Genomic DNA, 20,418 nt, shown 5'->3' with positions numbered 1-20,418 from the left:
CTTAATTATCGATTTTTAGCTACAGGTATATGCATTTCTCATTTCCTTCAGCTACTTTTTGTTAAAAGTATTGAGATATACCTAATTAAGGACTTGTGATCCTTATATGTTACCCATACTTTGCTGTTTCGTTTTTCAACAGGAACTGTTTTTATATGCTGCTTGTGATTTTGTTATTAGGTGTGTCATCAACGTTTACCTTCCGGATCTATTGCCTTAAGTGTATTTTTTAATGTAGAATTAACAGTTAAATGTAGTTGATTGTCTATAAAATTTTAACGAATATATGTAAATACGTGTATTTTGTAGCTTGATAACTACACTATAGAAATAAAAAAAAGTAGCCTCTCATACCTTTATTAGTTTTGCAGCCACGGTAGTTTTTATCGTGATCAGATTGACTCTTTATATGTGTTCTGACGTAAAAAGTTTATTTGATAATAACTGAAATGCAAAATATAATTTACAGAATATGAAAAATCGTTTGGCTCTCTTTCTCCTATTTTTCGTTGTATCAGTAGGGTCTGTGTATGCTCAGCAAAAAATCAGTGATGGGTCTACTACGGGAGAATCTGCTCTTCCGAATAAAGATGCTATGCTAGAACTTGAAAGTAAGTTCAAAGGGCTTCTTTTTTCACGTGTAGAGTTAGTTTCAACAACAAACCCGGCGCCATTACAGGGAAATAAACATATTGCTGGTATGATGGTATACAATACCGTGTCCGCAAACGATGTGAGACCTGGTATATACTACAACGATGGCAGTAAATGGGTGGCTGCAGGCAGTTCAACCGGAGCAACGAACATTTCCTACAATCCGTCTACTTATGAGATTTCTTATATAGATGCAAACGGTAATTCTGTAAATATAAACCTGGCTGAAGTAGTTAAGAAAAACGAGACTGTTACTACCTTAGTAAATAACGGAAACGGTACGTACACGTATACTTCAGAGAACGGTACTACGACTACGATCAATGTACCAGCCGATGTTATCAACAACTTCAACAATATCTTAGGCGATTCGAATGTAACCAATGCGATCACTAACCTGATCAAGAATGTAGGTGGTAACGTATACTACGATGGTTCCAACTTCACTTACCTGGATGATAACGGCACTACCCAGACGATCAACATTTCAAACATTGTAAAAGCAAACGAGACTGTTACTACCTTAGTGAATAACGGAAACGGTACGTACACGTATACTTCAGAGAACGGTACTACGACTACGATCAATGTACCAGCCGATGTTATCAACAACTTCAACAATATCTTAGGCGATTCGAATGTAACCAATGCGATCACTAACCTGATCAAGAATGTAGGTGGTAACGTATACTACGATGGTTCCAACTTCACTTACCTGGATGATAACGGAACTACCCAGACGATCAACATTTCAAACATTGTAAAAGCGAACGAGACTGTTACTACCTTAGTAAATAACGGAAACGGTACATACACGTATACTTCAGAGAACGGTACTACGACTACAATCAATGTACCAGCCGATGTTATCAACAACTTCAACAATATCTTAGGCGATTCGAATGTAACCAATGCGATCACTAACCTGATCAAGAATGTAGGTGGTAATGTTTACTACGATGGTTCGAACTTCACTTATCTGGATGATAACGGTACTACCCAGACGATCAACATTTCAAACATTGTAAAAGCGAACGAGACTGTTACTACCTTAGTAAATAACGGAAACGGTACGTACACGTATACTTCAGAGAACGGTACTACGACTACGATCAATGTACCAGCAGATGTTATCAACAACTTCAACAATATCTTAGGAGATTCGAATGTAACCAATGCGATCACTAACCTGATCAAGAATGTAGGAGGTAATGTTTACTACGATGGTTCGAACTTCACTTATCTGGATGATAACGGAACTACACAGACGATCAACATTTCAAACATTGTAAAAGCAAACGAGACTGTTACTACCTTAGTAAATAACGGAAACGGTACGTACACGTATACTTCAGAGAACGGTACTACGACTACGATCAATGTACCAGCAGATGTTATCAACAACTTCAACAATATCTTAGGCGATTCGAATGTAACCAATGCGATCACTAACCTGATCAAGAATGTAGGAGGTAATGTTTACTACGATGGTTCCAACTTCACTTACCTGGATGATAACGGCATTACACAAACGATCAACATTTCAAACATTGTAAAAGCGAACGAGACTGTTACTACATTAGTAAATAACGGAAACGGTACATACACGTATACTTCAGAGAACGGTACTACGACTACAATCAATGTACCGGCCGATGTTATCAACAACTTCAACAATATCTTAGGCGATTCGAATGTAACCAATGCGATCACTAACCTGATCAAGAATGTAGGTGGTAATGTTTACTACGATGGTTCGAACTTCACTTATCTGGATGATAACGGAACTACACAGACGATCAACATTTCAAACATTGTAAAAGCAAACGAGACTGTTACTACCTTAGTAAATAACGGAAACGGTACGTACACGTATACTTCAGAGAACGGTACTACGACTACAATCAATGTACCAGCCGATGTTATCAATAACTTCAACAATATCTTAGGAGATTCGAATGTAACCAATGCGATCACTAACCTGATCAAGAATGTAGGTGGTAACGTATACTACGATGGTTCCAACTTCACTTACCTGGATGATAACGGTACTACCCAGACGATCAACATTTCAAACATTGTAAAAGCGAACGAGACTGTTACTACCTTAGTAAATAACGGAAACGGTACGTACACGTATACTTCAGAGAACGGTACTACGACTACGATCAATGTACCAGCCGATGTTATCAACAACTTCAACAATATCTTAGGCGATTCGAATGTAACCAATGCGATCACTAACCTGATCAAGAATGTAGGAGGTAATGTTTACTACGATGGTTCGAACTTCACTTATCTGGATGATAACGGAACTACACAGACGATCAACATTTCAAACATTGTAAAAGCAAACGAGACTGTTACTACCTTAGTAAATAACGGAAACGGTACGTACACGTATACTTCAGAGAACGGTACTACGACTACGATCAATGTACCAGCAGATGTTATCAACAACTTCAACAATATCTTAGGCGATTCGAATGTAACCAATGCGATCACCAACCTGATCAAGAATGTAGGTGGTAATGTTTACTACGATGGTTCGAACTTCACTTACCTGGATGATAACGGTACTACACAGACGATCAACATTTCAAACATTGTAAAAGCAAACGAGACTGTTACTACCTTAGTAAATAACGGAAACGGTACATATACCTATACTTCAGAGAACGGTACTACGACTACGATCAATGTACCGGCCGATGTTATCAACAACTTCAACAATATCTTAGGCGATTCGAATGTAACCAATGCGATCACTAACCTGATCAAGAATGTAGGTGGTAATGTTTACTACGATGGTTCGAACTTCACTTATCTGGATGATAATGGAACTACACAGACGATCAACATTTCAAACATTGTAAAAGCAAACGAGACTGTTACTACCTTAGTAAATAACGGAAACGGTACGTACACGTATACTTCAGAGAACGGTACTACGACTACAATCAATGTACCAGCAGATGTTATCAACAACTTCAACAATATCTTAGGTGATTCGAATGTAACCAATGCGATCACTAACCTGATCAAGAATGTAGGTGGTAACGTATACTACGATGGTTCCAACTTCACTTATCTGGATGATAACGGAACTACACAAACGATCAACATTTCAAACATTGTAAAAGCGAACGAGACTGTTACTACCTTAGTAAATAACGGAAACGGTACGTACACGTATACTTCAGAGAACGGTACTACGACTACGATCAATGTACCAGCAGATGTTATCAACAACTTCAACAATATCTTAGGCGATTCGAATGTAACCAATGCGATCACTAACCTGATCAAGAATGTAGGTGGTAACGTATACTACGATGGTTCCAACTTCACTTACCTGGATGATAACGGCACTACCCAGACGATCAACATTTCAAACATTGTAAAAGCGAACGAGACTGTTACTACCTTAGTAAATAACGGAAACGGTACGTACACGTATACTTCAGAGAACGGTACTACGACTACGATCAATGTACCAGCAGATGTTATCAACAACTTCAATGATATCATTGGCAATACGAATGTTACCAATGCGATCACCAACCTGATCAAGAATGTAGGTGGTAACGTATACTATGATGGTTCCAACTTCACTTACCTTGATGATAACGGTACTACACAGACAATCAACATTTCTAACATTGTAAAAGCAAACGAGACTGTTACTACCTTAGTGAATAACGGAAACGGTACGTATACCTATACTTCAGAGAACGGTACTACGACTACGATCAATGTACCGGCCGATGTTATCAACAACTTTAACAATATCTTAGGCGATTCGAATGTAACCAATGCGATCACTAACCTGATCAAGAATGTAGGTGGTAATGTTTACTACGATGGTTCGAACTTCACTTACCTGGATGATAACGGTACTACACAGACGATCAACATTTCAAACATTGTAAAAGCAAACGAGACTGTTACTACCTTAGTAAATAACGGAAACGGTACATATACCTATACTTCAGAGAACGGTACTACGACTACGATCAATGTACCGGCCGATGTTATCAACAACTTCAACAATATCTTAGGCGATTCGAATGTAACCAATGCGATCACTAACCTGATCAAGAATGTAGGTGGTAATGTTTACTACGATGGTTCGAACTTCACTTATCTGGATGATAACGGAACTACACAGACGATCAACATTTCAAACATTGTAAAAGCAAACGAGACTGTTACTACCTTAGTAAATAACGGAAACGGTACGTACACGTATACTTCAGAGAACGGTACTACGACTACAATCAATGTACCAGCCGATGTTATCAATAACTTCAACAATATCTTAGGAGATTCGAATGTAACCAATGCGATCACTAACCTGATCAAGAATGTAGGTGGTAACGTATACTACGATGGTTCCAACTTCACTTACCTGGATGATAACGGTACTACCCAGACGATCAACATTTCAAACATTGTAAAAGCAAACGAGACTGTTACTACCTTAATAAATAACGGAAACGGTACGTACACGTATACTTCAGAGAACGGTACTACGACTACGATCAATGTACCGGCCGATGTTATCAACAACTTCAACAATATCTTAGGCGATTCGAATGTAACCAATGCGATCACTAACCTGATCAAGAATGTAGGTGGTAACGTATACTACGATGGTTCGAACTTCACTTACCTGGATGATAACGGCACTACACAAACGATCAACATTTCAAACATTGTAAAAGCGAACGAGACTGTTACTACCTTAGTAAATAACGGAAACGGTACATACACGTATACTTCAGAGAACGGTACTACGACTACAATCAATGTACCAGCAGATGTTATCAACAACTTCAACAACATCTTAGGCGATTCGAATGTTACCAATGCGATCACCAACCTGATCAAGAATGTAGGTGGTAATGTTTACTACGATGGTTCCAACTTCACTTACCTTGATGATAACGGCATTACACAAACGATCAACATTTCAAACATTGTAAAAGCGAACGAGACTGTTACTACCTTAGTAAAGAATGCTAACGGTACGTATACATATAAAAATGAAAAACAACAAGAGGTAACTCTAGATCCAGGTATGGTTAATGTAACTTTTGCAAACGGGGTTTATACTTTTAAAGATGCGGAAGGAAATGTATTGACTACAATCAATACAAATGCAGATCATATTACCTATAATAATACGACTTCGGGTTTGACGTCAAAAGATGTACAAGGTGCGATCGATGAATTACTTGCTACGATTAAAACTATTCAAGGCACAAAAGGAGATTTGACTGCAGGAGACGCATCAGTTGTAGTGGGTAACGGAACCGGAGCAACATTAGTTAATGCAAATGTTAAAGTTGCTGATGGAGGAATTACTACAGCTAAAATAGCAGGTAAAAATGTTACATCTGATAAATTAACTGCCGGAGCAGGAACAGACGGACGTGTTGCAATTGCAGATAAGGATGGTAATGTAACCTATTCAAATGCTATTCCAAGCACTTCCATATCAGGTCAAAATGTTACTGCAGCAACGAACAAAGTCGTATTAGGAGGAACTCCAACCGGAGCAGCTCTGAAAGCTTTCTCTATAGATGTGGATGAATCAAAATTAAGTTTACAGAATATTGGGGGTAAAGTAACAAATAATCAGATCACTACAGGTACAGATGGTCAGGTATTGGTAACTGAAGGTACAACGACTAAATGGGTTGATAAAACTACCATTGCTCCTGAAACCACAAATACATTAGCAAATAATGGTACCAATACCCTTACTTCTACAGTAAACGGTAAGGTTGCTACAGCGCCGGTTGTAAACGGAGTAAGTAATACAATCACCGGAACCGGACTTGTAACTACAGTAAATGGAGTAGCTTCTGCTTCTGTGGATCTGAAAGATGCAATACAGGCGGGTCAGCACAAAACGATAGTTGCTGAAGGATCAGGTATCACTGTTACACCTACTCAGGGAACGAATACTACTACTTATACGGTATCTGCAAACCCTGCGACTCTTGCATTATCAGGTGATGTTACCGGTGCAGCAAACGCAACTAAAGTAGAAAAAATTCAAGGCACACCTGTAAGCGCAACTAAACCAACTGCAAATCAGGTCTTGACATATGATGGTACAAACTGGACTCCGAAAGTACCTTCAGTAGACGTAACAGGTGTGACAGGAGGTAAAGCATTGACTTCAACAGATCTGGATCTGTCTGCTAATGCACCGACAGCTCTGTTAAAGGATGTTACAGCTAATATTAAAGCAAAAGCAGTAACGGCAAGCAAGTTAGGCGCAACAGCAGCCGATGCCGGAAAAGTGGCTACAGCAAATGCAGATGGAACGGTTACTTACCAGGCAATTTCTGCTACAAACTTAGCAAATGCTAAAAACCTGACAGCAGGAGACGGATCTATTTCAGTCGCTTCTGGAACAGGAGCAACTTTAGTCGACGCAAATGTAAAGGTTACTGATGGGGGAATTACATCTATCAAATTAGCCGATAAAAATGTGACAGCTGCGAAATTAGGTGCAGCCGCTGCTGATGCCGGAAAAGTGGCTACAGCAAACGCGGATGGAACGGTTACTTATCAGGCTATTTCTGCAACCAATCTTACAAATGCTAAGAATCTGACAGCAGGAGATGGATCAATTGTTGTGGGAGCAGGAAGCGGAGCGACACTGGTTGATGCAAATGTGAAAGTAGCGGATGCCGGAATTACAACTGTTAAATTAGCAGATAAGAATGTTACTGCAGGTAAGATTGCACCGGGAGCAGCAAATCAAGTGTTAGTGACAGATGCTACAGGTGCAAATGCACAGTGGGTTGCGCAGTCTACATTGGCAGATAATACAACTGCAGATAACGGTTTGACAAAAACAGGAAATAATGTACAGCTTGGTGGTAACCTGACAAAAGCAACTACTATTACAGCAACAGCGACAAACACGCTTGCGGTGGCAGGATTACAGAATACAGCTGCAGCGGCTTATAACGGTACAAATGGAATAAGTACAGATAGAGTAGTCGTAGCTGATGCAAACGGCGTATTGAAACAAGTTAAAGCGACTATGCCGAAATTCTTCTATATGCCTTCTATTATCGTTCCTACAGCAGCAGATCAGTTTGTAGCTGAAACGGGTGTATCAGGGGAGTCTTTCGGAACGATCAATCTTTATGACCGTTACAAAAAGCAATTTAGTACACCAATGGCTCAGAACGCTGCTGTTACAACAGCGCTACCGGTTCTACCTTCAGGTGAGTTAGATTACTATATTACATGGTATGATACAAATGTATTTGCGAGTGTGTCTGTAAGTAATGCAGGTATTCTGACTTATACAATAAAAGCAAATGCTGATGTAACAATCGGATCATTTATGAATATTGTGTTTGCTGTAAAACCATAATAAAAATGACACAAGTAAATTTGAATACGCACAACATTAAATTCAGGACTGTCTTAAAAATGACAGTCCTGGCTATTGCATTCTTTTTTATGCAAAAAAATGCGCAGGCACAATTTACAATAACAGAGAATTTCAAAGGAGCTGTAAGTCCCGATATTATCCTGGGTGATGACGCCAAACTTACCTCTGGTCAGGAAGATCCTGTAGGTGCAGGATGGTTAAGATTGACTCCGGATGATCAGAATAAAAAAGGATACGCTTTTATAAATAAGACATTTCCATCTTCACTGGGGATTATTGCGGATTTTGAATATAAAATCTGGAGAACCAAAGATGGCCGTGGCGGATTAAATGATGGCGGGGACGGATTTTCTATTTTTCTTTTTGACGGAACGACTACAGCTTCTCAATTTGCCCTTGGTGGGTATGGAGGTTCATTGGGATATGCCCGTAATAAGGAAGCTCCGAGTAATAACACCGGATTGAAAAATGGCTATATTGGTATTGGTTTTGATGCTTTTGGTAATTTTACAAATAAAAATGCACCGAATAAATTCACCGGAGCCAATCAGTTAGTGCCAAACTCCATTACTTTAAGAGGAAGTACGACAGCAGCAGATGATGCTACCTCAAATCCGTTTCTGAAAGGAGTGAATATCTCCGGGTCGGGTACAGGTACAAAAACAGATATTCCGGCTAATTATACGGGAACTCTGGGAAATGGCTGGCAAAATCATATTGATTATAACAAAAGTAGCGGAACAAGTACAGGATCTTATCCTACATCACGACCTACAGATGCTGTGTTCTACAGAAGAGTGCAATTGGAGGTTATTCCAATTGCAGGAAACAAGTATAGTATTACACTTAGATGGAAACGTGAAGGGCAGACTGACTTTGAAGAGTTGATCACCTATACGACCACAGAACCGCCACCAGCAATTCTGAAATTAGGTTTTGCGGCCTCCACAGGATGGGCAGTCAACTTTCATGAACTGCGTAATCTGTTAGTAACAACTCCGGGAAACCTCAGGGTTGTGAAAAAAGCGGATAAAGACATACTAAGAAGTATTTCAGGCACAGGAAGTGAAAATAAGGTAACTTATACCATAGAAGTTGTTAACGATACTGATGCGGATCTGACAAAAATTGATTTTAAGGACAAGATAACAGACGGAGACGGAAATCTGGTTACTCCTGACATGTTTACGATTAACAGTATTTCCTATTCCGGATTTTCAGCAGGAACTACACTTCCTGCAACTTCTGCAACGAATGAATTTTCCGGATCGTTAAACTTAGCAAAGAAGACCACAGGAAGAATAACCGTTACTGGTACATTGAATAAAATTCCGGTTGGAAATATTCTTACAAATACCACCAACGTAATGCCTACAGATATTACCGATCAGGATCTGGAAAATAATACCTCAGTCGTTAATACTCCGGTAATAGCAGAAGATGTGGATCTTACCTTATTAAGTAATGTTCCTGATGCTTGTATAGACCCCGGTGCAGGAAACAATTTTGAAATCAAAGTTGTAAATAAGGGTAATCAGCCAACAACAACGGCTAACAGAATCGTAGTGACAAAAGTGATTCCGTCCAATGTTACCTTTACGCAAAGTGCATCTGATTACAGTGGATGGACCCGCACTGTATCCGGATCTACTTATACATACACCGCTACATTAGCTCTGGGATCAGGAATAGTTGCGCCTAATCCAATCAAGTATAATATAAAACCGAATAGTGGAGTAACAGCGTATACGGACCAGACTTCTGTGAAATATCTTTCCGGAACTTCTACGAGTACAACCGAATTGGAGCCGGCAGCCAACAGAGGGAATAACAGCCTCTCTATAAGTATGGTTGCTCCACCTGTTGCTCCTGTTGCCCCTAGCCCTGTATATTACTGTCTGGGTGAAACGGCAGTACCTCTTACTGCAACAGCAAACGGATCGAATATCCTCAGATGGTATACACAGACTACAGGTGTACCTTTGGCAAATGCACCTACACCTTCAACCAGTACGGCCGGTACATTTACATACTATGTGTCTCAGACAAATGGTAATTGTGAAGGACCGATGACGCCTATTCAGGTGATTGTGCAGCCAGTGCCTACTGCGGGTAGCATAGGTGCAAATCAGGTGATATGTGAAAATGCCGTACCACAACTAATTACTTCTGTTCAGAATGGTACCATATCAGGAAATACTACGCTAACGTATCGTTGGGAGCAATCTTTAGATGGTGGATCAACCTGGAATAGTGTTGCCGGAACTTCCTCAACACTACAGCCTGGTAAATTAAATAAAACCACGCAGTTCCGTAGAATCACAGTATCTTTGTCCTCAGGACATACCTGTGAATCCGGATTTACAAATGTCGTAACTATCAGAGTGAAAAACTGTAAGGTAATAACTAACCCCATGTTGATCAATAGGGCCCGTAGGCAATAAGTGTATGAGAAAGATTTTATTATTTGTTCTGATTTGTAGCTTTTTTGCTCAGCTAAATGCTTCCGGGCAGTGTACTCTTCCTTCCGGACAATTTGCTACAGCAGCCTTTGCTACAGGAGGAAGTAGCGTATATAAAAATAATGTACTCTGGTTGACATGGGGTGCACAAGTTGCATCTGATACGTATGGAAAACATAATCAGACACTTAATAATGGATCATCTTCTTATGCTTCTATTAATATGGGCGGAGGACGTTACTTATGTATACAGGCAACAATTTCTAATTTGGTAGGATTGATCAACAGTTACGCTCCGGGAAATTATAGCGGGGATTCAATGGATGATATGTATAATATTGGTGGCACCGGATCTAATAATAAACTGGTGAGTGGTATCCGGAATACCACAGATGGTGCCTCTGTTAGTTTTACATTGACATGCAAAGCCTCCATTGACGGAGTACCGGTACGGCTTAACGGAATGGTACTTGGTGACGCTGAATCACTGGCAAGTAGAGAAAATTTCACAGCTACAGCTTCCGGAACATGGTCTATCGTGGATTTAAAAAAGAATACATCTTCTACTGCTTATGAAGTAAGAAAGGATAATCTAACCGGAAATAAGCAGAAATTATCCTTTTTAAAAGGAAACGACAACAACACAGGTGCTGTGGCATTTCTGACCTTTAATGAGCAGGCTTTTCAGGGGACTGATCTGAGTGTATCATTTGATGTAACCCTTAAGGGGGGAGGGTTAACTGCGATTTCTTTAGGACTATTGCCTCCGGCTATAGATGGTGGTGACGCTCCTGAAAGCTATGGAACCCCCCTTCATATGATTGATGCATTGAACGTCAAATATGATAATATTCCGGTGAATACTGTTGTCAATCTAAATACTACATCCTATCAGGTTGGAGGCCTTGAAACAGCTACTTCCGGTTTTCTGGGAACTACCGGTCCTGATGCTGACAATAAACCGCTGTACAGTAAAGATGCAATGGGAGATAATAATGACGGTATAGCAGGTGTTAATGAAGAAGATGCATGGCCTGCTCAATATAAAAGTTTTTCTTATAAACTGTATTATAATCCAAATCAAACTATATCGGTAGCTATTCCTTATAAAGCTTACAGAGACGGATATATTGCCGGATGGATTGATTTTAATCAAAATGGTGTCTTTGATGCGTCAGAAAGAGCTGTTGCTACAGCTCCGGCTTCCGGTACTACGGTGAATCTTACGTGGACCGTTCCGCAAAATCGTGTGATAAGAAGTACATATGTAAGATTGCGATATGGTTATAACCTTAATGAACTACAAGTGGCGACAGGAAGCGCTGTTGGAGGAGAGGTAGAAGACCATAGAATATTTATACAGGGATCGGCAATAACAAATCCGATGCTGCCTGGTAAAGGCAGAAAATAAAAAGGAATGAATCATTCTAACAAGAACTGATATGATCAATAAGATAAAAATATTTTTGTTAATTCTGATGTTACCATTCGCGCTCAAAGGGTTTGCACAGGATGGTAAGAAAAGTTTGTTTTCAGACAACGGACGTATGGTGGTAGCTGAAGGAACATCAGATGTTTTGTATTCAGAAAGTCTATATATTGGTCCTAATGCAGACTGGCAGATCAACGGAGATCTGTATGTGTATAGTAAACAAATCTGGATAGCACCTACTGCCAAGATTCGTGGTACAGGTAAACTGATTCTAAAAGATCCGGGGACTAATCCATACTATGCCGGTTGGGGAAATCAGGCAACAGTTATTGACGGAAATAACGGAGAATTTATTGCTGTGAATATCATCATAGATAATCCTTCAAATGTTAAGCTGGCCGATATAGCCGATCCGGGATATAACCTGAAAGAGACGACAGATAATATTGCAGCCCTGAAAGTTGCTTCCAATATAGATTTCAATGTTAAGGGCGGAGATATTCTGCTGAATGGATATGAGCTTGTACTGGGAGCTGAAGCACAATTGCTGAACGCAGGCAGTGTCAACAGTCCTAATCAGAATATCAATGGATATGTGGTTACAGGTAATATTACGAAGAGTCTTTTGATTAAAAGTTTAAAAACAGGAGAGAAATTCCTGTTTCCGGTAGGTATTGATGAGAGCAGTTATACACCTGCAATTCTGACTCCTCAGGGAGAGACCAGACTTTATGTCGGAGTGGTAGATTATGAGGCTGCAGGCGCAAATATAGAACTTAAAGATAAGGAAATCGGTATGGACAGAGTATGGCATGTGTTCGCTGATAAAAACCTGCTTTCAGATTATACACTTATCCATCAGTCAATCACTAACGGTAAGATGTATGTCGATAAAACAGCTGAAATTATGCAGTATACAGGCAACGGTAACTGGGTAGGAGATGTGACTAAGCTGGAATCTGCTGGAGTGCACACACGACAAGGCCTTCAAACTTATGCTGCCCGAACCATTTCAGGAACCTGGATGACCAAGTTAAGTTTTAAAGGACCTGTTGCCAATGACGATACCTTTGATCTGCCTTACGCAGATGACTATACAAAAAATGAGAATGTATTCCATATTCTGCAGAATGATGAGGCCGGAACCAGCCCGATAGTCGTATCATCTGTAACGATAGTAAGACCTCCGTCGCACGGTAAGATTACCGTAAATATAGATGGAACCGTCACATATACTCCGGACCCGGGCTTTGTTGGAGTGGATGAATTCGAGTATAGTATCACGGATGAAAACGGTCTTTCTGATACAGGCAAAGTTACCATTAATGTAAATGCCCGTGATCTGCATATTCCGAATGTATTTACTCCTAACGGAGACGGAATCAATGATTACTTTGAAATTATCGGTTATGAATATTATGACCGTATAGGAGTGACTATCGTGAACCGTTGGGGAAATGAAGTATACCGCAATAACAGCTATGATAACAGATGGGAGGGTAGCGGCCTTAATTCTGGCACCTATTTCTATATTATCGAAGCGGTGAAAGATGGTAAAAGCCGTATATTTAAAGGGGACGTGCTGATCAAACGGAATTAGATAAAGAAATAAGGAATCGACATCAAAATTAGTTGAGATGAAATACGGAAAATATATACTGATGGTTGTGGGAATACTAGGTCTGCGTATAGGTGAGGCGCAGCAGAGTATCCAGTTTACACAATATATCTTCAATTCGATGAGTGTCAATCCGGCCTATGCCGGATACAAAGAAGAGTGGTTTGCACAGGTTGGTTTGCGTAGCCAGTGGACGGGCTGGGAAGGAGCTCCGAAAACGGGTACAGTATCTATCGATGGAGTAGTGGATCCCGTATCCAAACGTCATGGTGTAGGGCTGAATATCACCGCTGATAAACTGGGTGCTCAAGCGGCGACATCCATATATGGCAATTATGCTTTCCGTCTTCAGCTGGATGAAGAAGATACCCAGCGATTAAGTCTTGGTATTGCAGGAGGAGTTACACAGTATAGTCTTGATGGAAATAAGCTGGATCCGAATCAACCCGGAGATCCAACCATTCCGACAGGCAAAATATCAGACTGGGCTCCGGATATTCGTTTAGGTGTATATTATTATAATCCACGTTGGTATGCAGGGGTTTCCGTTCAGGATTTGTTCAATGGAACAAATTCGGGATCAGATTACAGGTTTAACCAAAATACTTCGGAAAGTTTATATCGTACAATCAGTGGTTATCTGATTGCAGGAGCCTTATTCGAATTGAGTCAGGGCGTACACCTGAGACCAAGTATGCTGATCAAAGAAGATTTTAAAGGACCTACTTCGTTGGATGTAAATGCTATGTTCGTATTCAACAGTAAATTCTGGATCGGAGCGGGATACCGTACACGTGCCCGGATCTTCAACCGTACATACCAGGATCGAACCGTAGACAAATTAAGCGCAACGAATGCGATCACAGGTATTGCGCAGTTCTACGCGACAGAGCGCCTTCGTATCGGATACTCTTACGATGCTATGATTAACAGAATGAGCGGATTACAGAACGGATCCCATGAGATTACACTGGGGCTTACATTTGGTCGTAGAGGAGCAAGTCAGTATCTGAGTCCACGGTTTTTTTAGTACTGTTAGAAAGATACCGGGAGAGAGATTTATATAGTATAGCATACACGATCACATACAAATACAATGAAGGTAAAGAATATATATAGGCTACTCGTTTTCACCATACTCCTGATAGGCGGGTTAACTTCTGTCAAGGGGCAGGAGCAGATTAGCCTCCGTTCTACGGCAGAGAAACTGTACTATCAGTACGAATATTATAATGCTTCGCGGATTTATGAAAAACTGGTAGACACGAAGAAACCTCGTGTACAGGATATGGAACGCCTTGCAGAATGCTATTACCGGATTAATGATTATGCGTTAGCTCAAAACTGGTATGCCCGTGTAATTGATGGAGGAAAGTTTTCGGATCAGTCCCAACTGAACTATGCTGAAACACTTAAAAAGAACGGTAATTATGCAGCAGCAAAGGAACAGTTTGCCCAATATGGTACCCGTACCGGAAAAACTGCTGAAGTAGCTCTTGCGATTCAAGGAGCAGACTCTGCAGTGATATGGATGGCAAATCCAACCCTTCATAAGCTAAAGAATGAAGAAACAATCAATACACGTTACTCTGAATTTGGTACCACACCGCTTTATAACAGTGTCTTGTATGTCGGCGAGCCAAGTGGATGGGATGGGAAAACGTCAGGTATGACAGGACGCCCTTATCTGCGTATTTATTCTTCAAGCAAAGAAGCTGATGGTATTACCTTAAAATATCCAAGTATCTTGCCTGATGTATTTAATAATGCACCTTATCACGTAGGACCTGTAGCCGCTAATAAAGAAGAAAATGTACTCTTCGTTACCCGTACTCATCCGGGAGAAGATGCTGAGAAACAGCGTTCAGGTAATTACAGGTTTAAAAAGCACAATCTGGAACTGTTAATCTATACCCGCTCAGGAGATAGCTGGACCGAAACCGCATTTCCTTATAATAATGTAAAGAACTATTCAGTAGGACATGCAGCCTTGAGTGATGATGAACAAACACTTTATTTTGCTTCAGATATGCCCGGAGGTAAAGGTGGTGTAGATATCTGGTATTGCACTCGTCTGGCAGATGGTAGCTGGAGTACTCCGGTAAATGCAGGAGAAGAGATTAACTCTGCCGGAGATGAGATGTTTCCTTCAGTATTCGGCAATAAATTGTACTATTCCAGTAACGGTTTTGCAGGTATGGGGGGGCTGGATGTATTTGTTGCTGAAGGGCAGCAGAATTCATTCCATAGCCGACAAAATCTGCGCTTTCCCGTTAATTCAGCTTCCGATGATTTTTGCTATGTGATGGTTAGTGACAGTCCTGATTCATTTTACGGATATGTATCTTCAGATCGCAACGGAGGTAAAGGATTGGATGATATATACTCATTTTCGTACGATAAACCAAAAATTATTATCCGCCTGGAAGGGCAGACACTTAACAAAGTGACTTCAGAGCAGATAGAAGATGTACAACTTACATTGCTGGATGATAACGGACAGGTGGTGTTAAGAAGGCTAAGTAATGCAAGCGGTGCGTTTACATTTCCGTTAGATGCCCGTACCAACTATCGTATAGTGGCAGAAAAAGTTAAGTTTCACGGGGATTCTGTGGCTATTGCGGCCTTATATCCTCAAAAAGATACCACGATCAGGCTGACTCTTCGTTTACAACCTGTAATAGAAAAAGGAACAAGCTTCGTACTGGAAAATATCTATTACGATCTGGATAAATATAATATTCGGGAGGACGCCAAGCCAATCCTTAATCAACTCGTAAGAACTATGCGGGATAATCCTACACTGAAGATCGAACTTTCCAGCCATACGGACAGCCGCGCTACCGCACGATACAATATGAAGTTGTCTCAGAATCGTGCACAGGCAGCAGTAGACTATATTGTAAGCCGCGGCATAGCGCGTGATCGGATTGTTGCTAAAGGATATGGTGAAAGTAAACTTGTCAATAAATGTGCAGATGGCGTACAATGTTCAGAAGCTGAACATCAGGCAAATCGCCGTACCGAAATAAAAGTATTAGCGTATTAATAACTACCTATTTATTAACCTTGAAGGAGTCCGCTTATCATAGCGGACTTTTTTTGTTTTGTAACTTTTCTGATATTTATAAGTCAAAACATATATTGCTTATACAATAATTGCTTTTGTTACGATTTTTTTACATTCCTGAGTATAAAATTTGTCTTGTTAAAATTTTGTTAAAAATTTTGTTAATAAGTGTTAATTGTGTTTGATGTTCTGTTTTTGTCAATACATTCCAAACTATATTCTTTTTTCAAAAACATAAATTTTGTATTCGTATTCTGAAAATAATGAAACGTAAGGTCTGTAATGTTAAAATACTTGCAATAACAACAGTGCGTTTATATATTTGCTCTCCCCAATAAGGATAGTCTCAACTATATTCTCTACCATTTATTCGCTTTTGCGGATCTGATAGAATGGATTTCAAATGGCTTTTGTTGGCATAATATGGTTTACACTAATCTGAAGACCATTACAATAAGTTGGATGCATTTTAATACATCATATAATTAATTAAAAAACAACAGATGAAACAAAAATTACTCAGTTTTCTCGTTGGGACAATGATACTGACTTCAGTAGCATTTGGTCAGGAGAAGAAAATTAGTGGTAAAGTAACTTCCGCTACAGGACAGGCTTTACCAGGTGTTACTGTTGTTGTACAAGGGACAAACCTTGCTACACAAACAGATGCAAATGGTAATTACACGTTAAATGTTCCGGCAGGAAAGACACTGGTATTTCGTTCAATTGGATTTAACGAAAAGACTATTGTTGTATCTCCTTCAGCAACTTCATTTAATGTGTCATTAGACGATCAGGACAATGCACTGGCAGAAGTTGTCGTAACAGCAAATGCAATTAAGAGAGAAAAAAGAACATTAGGGTATTCAGCTCCTACCTTGAACAATGAAGAGCTGACTTCCGGAAAAAATGCAAGTGCAATCAATTCGTTAGCGGGTAAAGTAGCTGGTGTTAACATCACTTCCACATCCAACTCACCGGGAAGCTCTTCAAGAGTTGTTTTAAGAGGAGGATCTTCCATTGCCGGAAATAATCAGGCATTGATCGTTATTGATGGTGTACCAATTGACAACTCCAGTGTAATTGGTGGAGCTTCTTCTTTGAGCAGTGTCGATTTTGGTAACAGAGGAAATGATATCAATCCAGATGACATTGCTTCCATGACAGTGTTAAAAGGTCCGGCTGCCGCTGCTCTTTACGGATCACGTGCATCTAACGGTGCGTTGATCATTACGACTAAAAGCGGGAAACAAGGTGCAGGTAAAACCGAGATCACTTTTAACAGTACAAATACACTGTCCTCTATTCTGAAACTTCCTGATTTTCAAAATCAATATGGACAAGGATATTCTTACTATGACGATGCAGGTAATGTATTATTCGAAAACGATCCAAAAGAAAACTGGTCATGGGGTGCTCCTTTTACCGGAGAAACACAAGAGTGGGGACAAGCCATTAACGGAGTCCGTCAGACAAAACCATATTCAGCGGTCAAAAATAATGTAAGAGATTTCTTTGATCTGGGAGTTGCTTCTGATAATAACCTGAGTTTGTCCGGTGGCGGTGAGAAGACAACATTTTACTTAGGTCTTAACTCGCTGAATTCAAATGGTGTGTATCCGGGTAAAAAAGATACATACAACAGATACGGAGTTCGTTTCAATGGAACAGCAGAATTTTCTAATAAATTCTATGCCGGAATCTCCGCGAATTACAATAAAATAAACAGTAATAATATTGCCGGAGGGCAAGGAGGTGGATCTGTTTACAATAATTTGTTGCAGACCCCAAGAGATATTCCAGTCTCGGATATGGGCGATCTGACAAACCCGTACAACGGTTATGGCCAGATTAGAGATGCTTCCGGTAACCTGAGAGAAGATCTATACGGTTACTATGGTGCATATTCTATGAATCCATATTGGGTATTGGACAATTATAATAACTTCAATGATGTAAACCGCATTATGGGTAATGTAAATGTGGGATACAAGCCTTTTGAATGGTTGGATATTAAAGAACGTATTGGTGTAGACCACTATTCAGACAGACGCCGGTCAGAATCTCCTAAGTTTACTTTTGCTCCGGCAGACAATACGACGGATAATTATTCTCAATCCGCAAATAAACAAACTGAAGTAGGCCAATACCGCATTGACCAGTTTAATGTAACAGAAATTATTCATGATTTCATGGTTACCGCTAATCATAAGTTTAACGATGATTTTGAAGCTTCTTTAATGTTAGGAAACAATATCCGTCAGCGTCAGACTACTAATAATAGCACCGCTACAAATGCGAGTGCGGGACTAGTGATGCCGGGATGGTATAATCTGGCAAACAGTAACGGACCACTGGATCTGATTGAAGATTCATGGAGTAAAAGAAGATTGGTTGGGGTATATGCCGACTTAAATTTATCTTATAAAAACTATTTGTTCTTACAGGCAACAGCACGTAATGACTGGTCTTCAACTTTACCAAAAGCCAACAATTCATTTTTCTACCCAAGTGTAAGCGGTTCATTTGTATTCTCTGAACTGATGTCACCTGAAGCAAGACAAATCCTGAGTTATGGTAAGTTAAGAGCTAATATTGCGAAAGTAGGTAATGATACAGATCCTTATCAGTTAATTACCACATTCTCCAGAGGAGAGATTAATGGTGGTTTTGGTACGACTACATTCCCTTTTGGTAATGTATCTGCTTTAATGTCGAGTTCAACTATCGGTAATGCTCTGTTGAAACCAGAGATCACTACTTCATATGAGGTGGGTACAGAGTTAGGATTTTTTGCTAACAGATTATCTTTAGATTTCTCTTACTACAAAAACAGTTCGAAAAATCAGATCTTAAGTATTCCGATCCCGAATTCTACAGGATATGGATTCAGCGTTATTAATGCAGGGAAAGTTGAAAACTCAGGTATCGAATTATCTCTGAGAGGTACGCCGGTTAAAACAGCAGATTTCTCATGGGAACTGATGGGTACATTCACTAAAAATAACAGTAAGGTAATAGAACTGATGGAAGGTGTAGATCAGGTTTCTTTAGGTGGATTTAGCGGAATGTCTATTGTAGCAGCAAAAGGTAAACCATATGGTGAGTTTTATGCGGTAACAAACGCAACAGATGCACAAGGAAGAACAATTGTTGACGCAGAAACAGGTTTGCCGGTAATCACAGACGAACCTCAGTACTTAGGGAGTTACAATCCGAAGTTTCAGGCTTCCTTAGGAACCAACGTAAACTACAAAAACTGGTCACTGAACGCTTTATTTGATATGAAACATGGAGGTGTATTTTTCTCAAGAACAAGAGATATCATGGCTTTCACAGGTACTTCTGAAGAGACAGGAGGAGATCGATTTGGTCAGATTTTCCCTAATTCAGTTTATCTGGATGATGCAGGTAACAGTATAGTTAATACTACTGCAACATACGATAAAGTGGATTACTTCCCAACCAGAGAAGCCGGATTAAATGTGGTAGATGCCTCTTATGTCAAATTACGTAGTTTGGCAATCTCTTACAAATTCTCTAAAAACCAACTGAAAAATACACCGTTCGGTAGTGCGTCAGTAGGTCTGTTTGGAAATAATCTGTTTATCTGGACTCCGAGTGAAAATAAATATGCGGATCCTGAAGTAAACTCTGCAGGAGCGGGCAATGCACAAGGATTTGACTATACTGCTCAGCCTTCTCTGAGAAATTATGGAATAAATGTTAAGGTTTCATTCTAGTAAAAAGAAA

At 39.9% G+C, this 20,418-nt stretch carries 7 protein-coding genes; all 7 read left to right on the top strand.

Features of this window, described 5'->3' with window-relative positions; genetic code table 11:
• Positions 1 to 472 precede the first annotated feature (472 nt).
• On the top strand, positions 473 to 8,062 hold the full coding sequence (locus I6J02_RS05715) for a hypothetical protein (RefSeq protein WP_201680834.1): 7,590 nt from the start codon (positions 473 to 475) through the stop codon (positions 8,060 to 8,062).
• 5 nt (positions 8,063 to 8,067) lie between these two features.
• Entirely contained in the window at positions 8,068 to 10,527 is a 2,460-nt protein-coding gene (locus I6J02_RS05710) for a hypothetical protein (protein ID WP_201680833.1), read from the top strand.
• Positions 10,528 to 10,531: 4 nt separating this feature from the next.
• The gene (locus tag I6J02_RS05705; protein WP_201680832.1) at positions 10,532 to 11,956 is read left to right on the top strand and encodes a CshA/CshB family fibrillar adhesin-related protein; all 1,425 of its coding nucleotides are present in this window, start codon (positions 10,532 to 10,534) and stop codon (positions 11,954 to 11,956) included.
• A 31-nt stretch (positions 11,957 to 11,987) separates the two neighbouring features.
• Positions 11,988 to 13,577, top strand: a complete 1,590-nt coding sequence (locus I6J02_RS05700; protein WP_201680831.1) for a gliding motility-associated C-terminal domain-containing protein — start codon at positions 11,988 to 11,990, stop codon at positions 13,575 to 13,577.
• A 37-nt stretch (positions 13,578 to 13,614) separates the two neighbouring features.
• Entirely contained in the window at positions 13,615 to 14,625 is a 1,011-nt protein-coding gene (locus I6J02_RS05695) for a type IX secretion system membrane protein PorP/SprF (protein ID WP_201680830.1), read from the top strand.
• A 66-nt stretch (positions 14,626 to 14,691) separates the two neighbouring features.
• Positions 14,692 to 16,644: an OmpA family protein gene (locus I6J02_RS05690; protein WP_201680829.1), complete on the top strand. Its 1,953-nt coding sequence runs from the start codon at positions 14,692 to 14,694 to the stop codon at positions 16,642 to 16,644.
• A 524-nt stretch (positions 16,645 to 17,168) separates the two neighbouring features.
• On the top strand, positions 17,169 to 20,408 hold the full coding sequence (locus I6J02_RS05685; protein WP_201680828.1) for a SusC/RagA family TonB-linked outer membrane protein: 3,240 nt from the start codon (positions 17,169 to 17,171) through the stop codon (positions 20,406 to 20,408).
• The last annotated feature ends 10 nt before the right edge of the window (positions 20,409 to 20,418 follow it).

Source organism: Sphingobacterium spiritivorum (assembly GCF_016725325.1).
In the GTDB taxonomy this organism is placed as follows: domain Bacteria; phylum Bacteroidota; class Bacteroidia; order Sphingobacteriales; family Sphingobacteriaceae; genus Sphingobacterium.
Note: the sequence above shows the minus strand (reverse complement) of the source record. Positions and strands in the feature narration are given on the sequence as shown.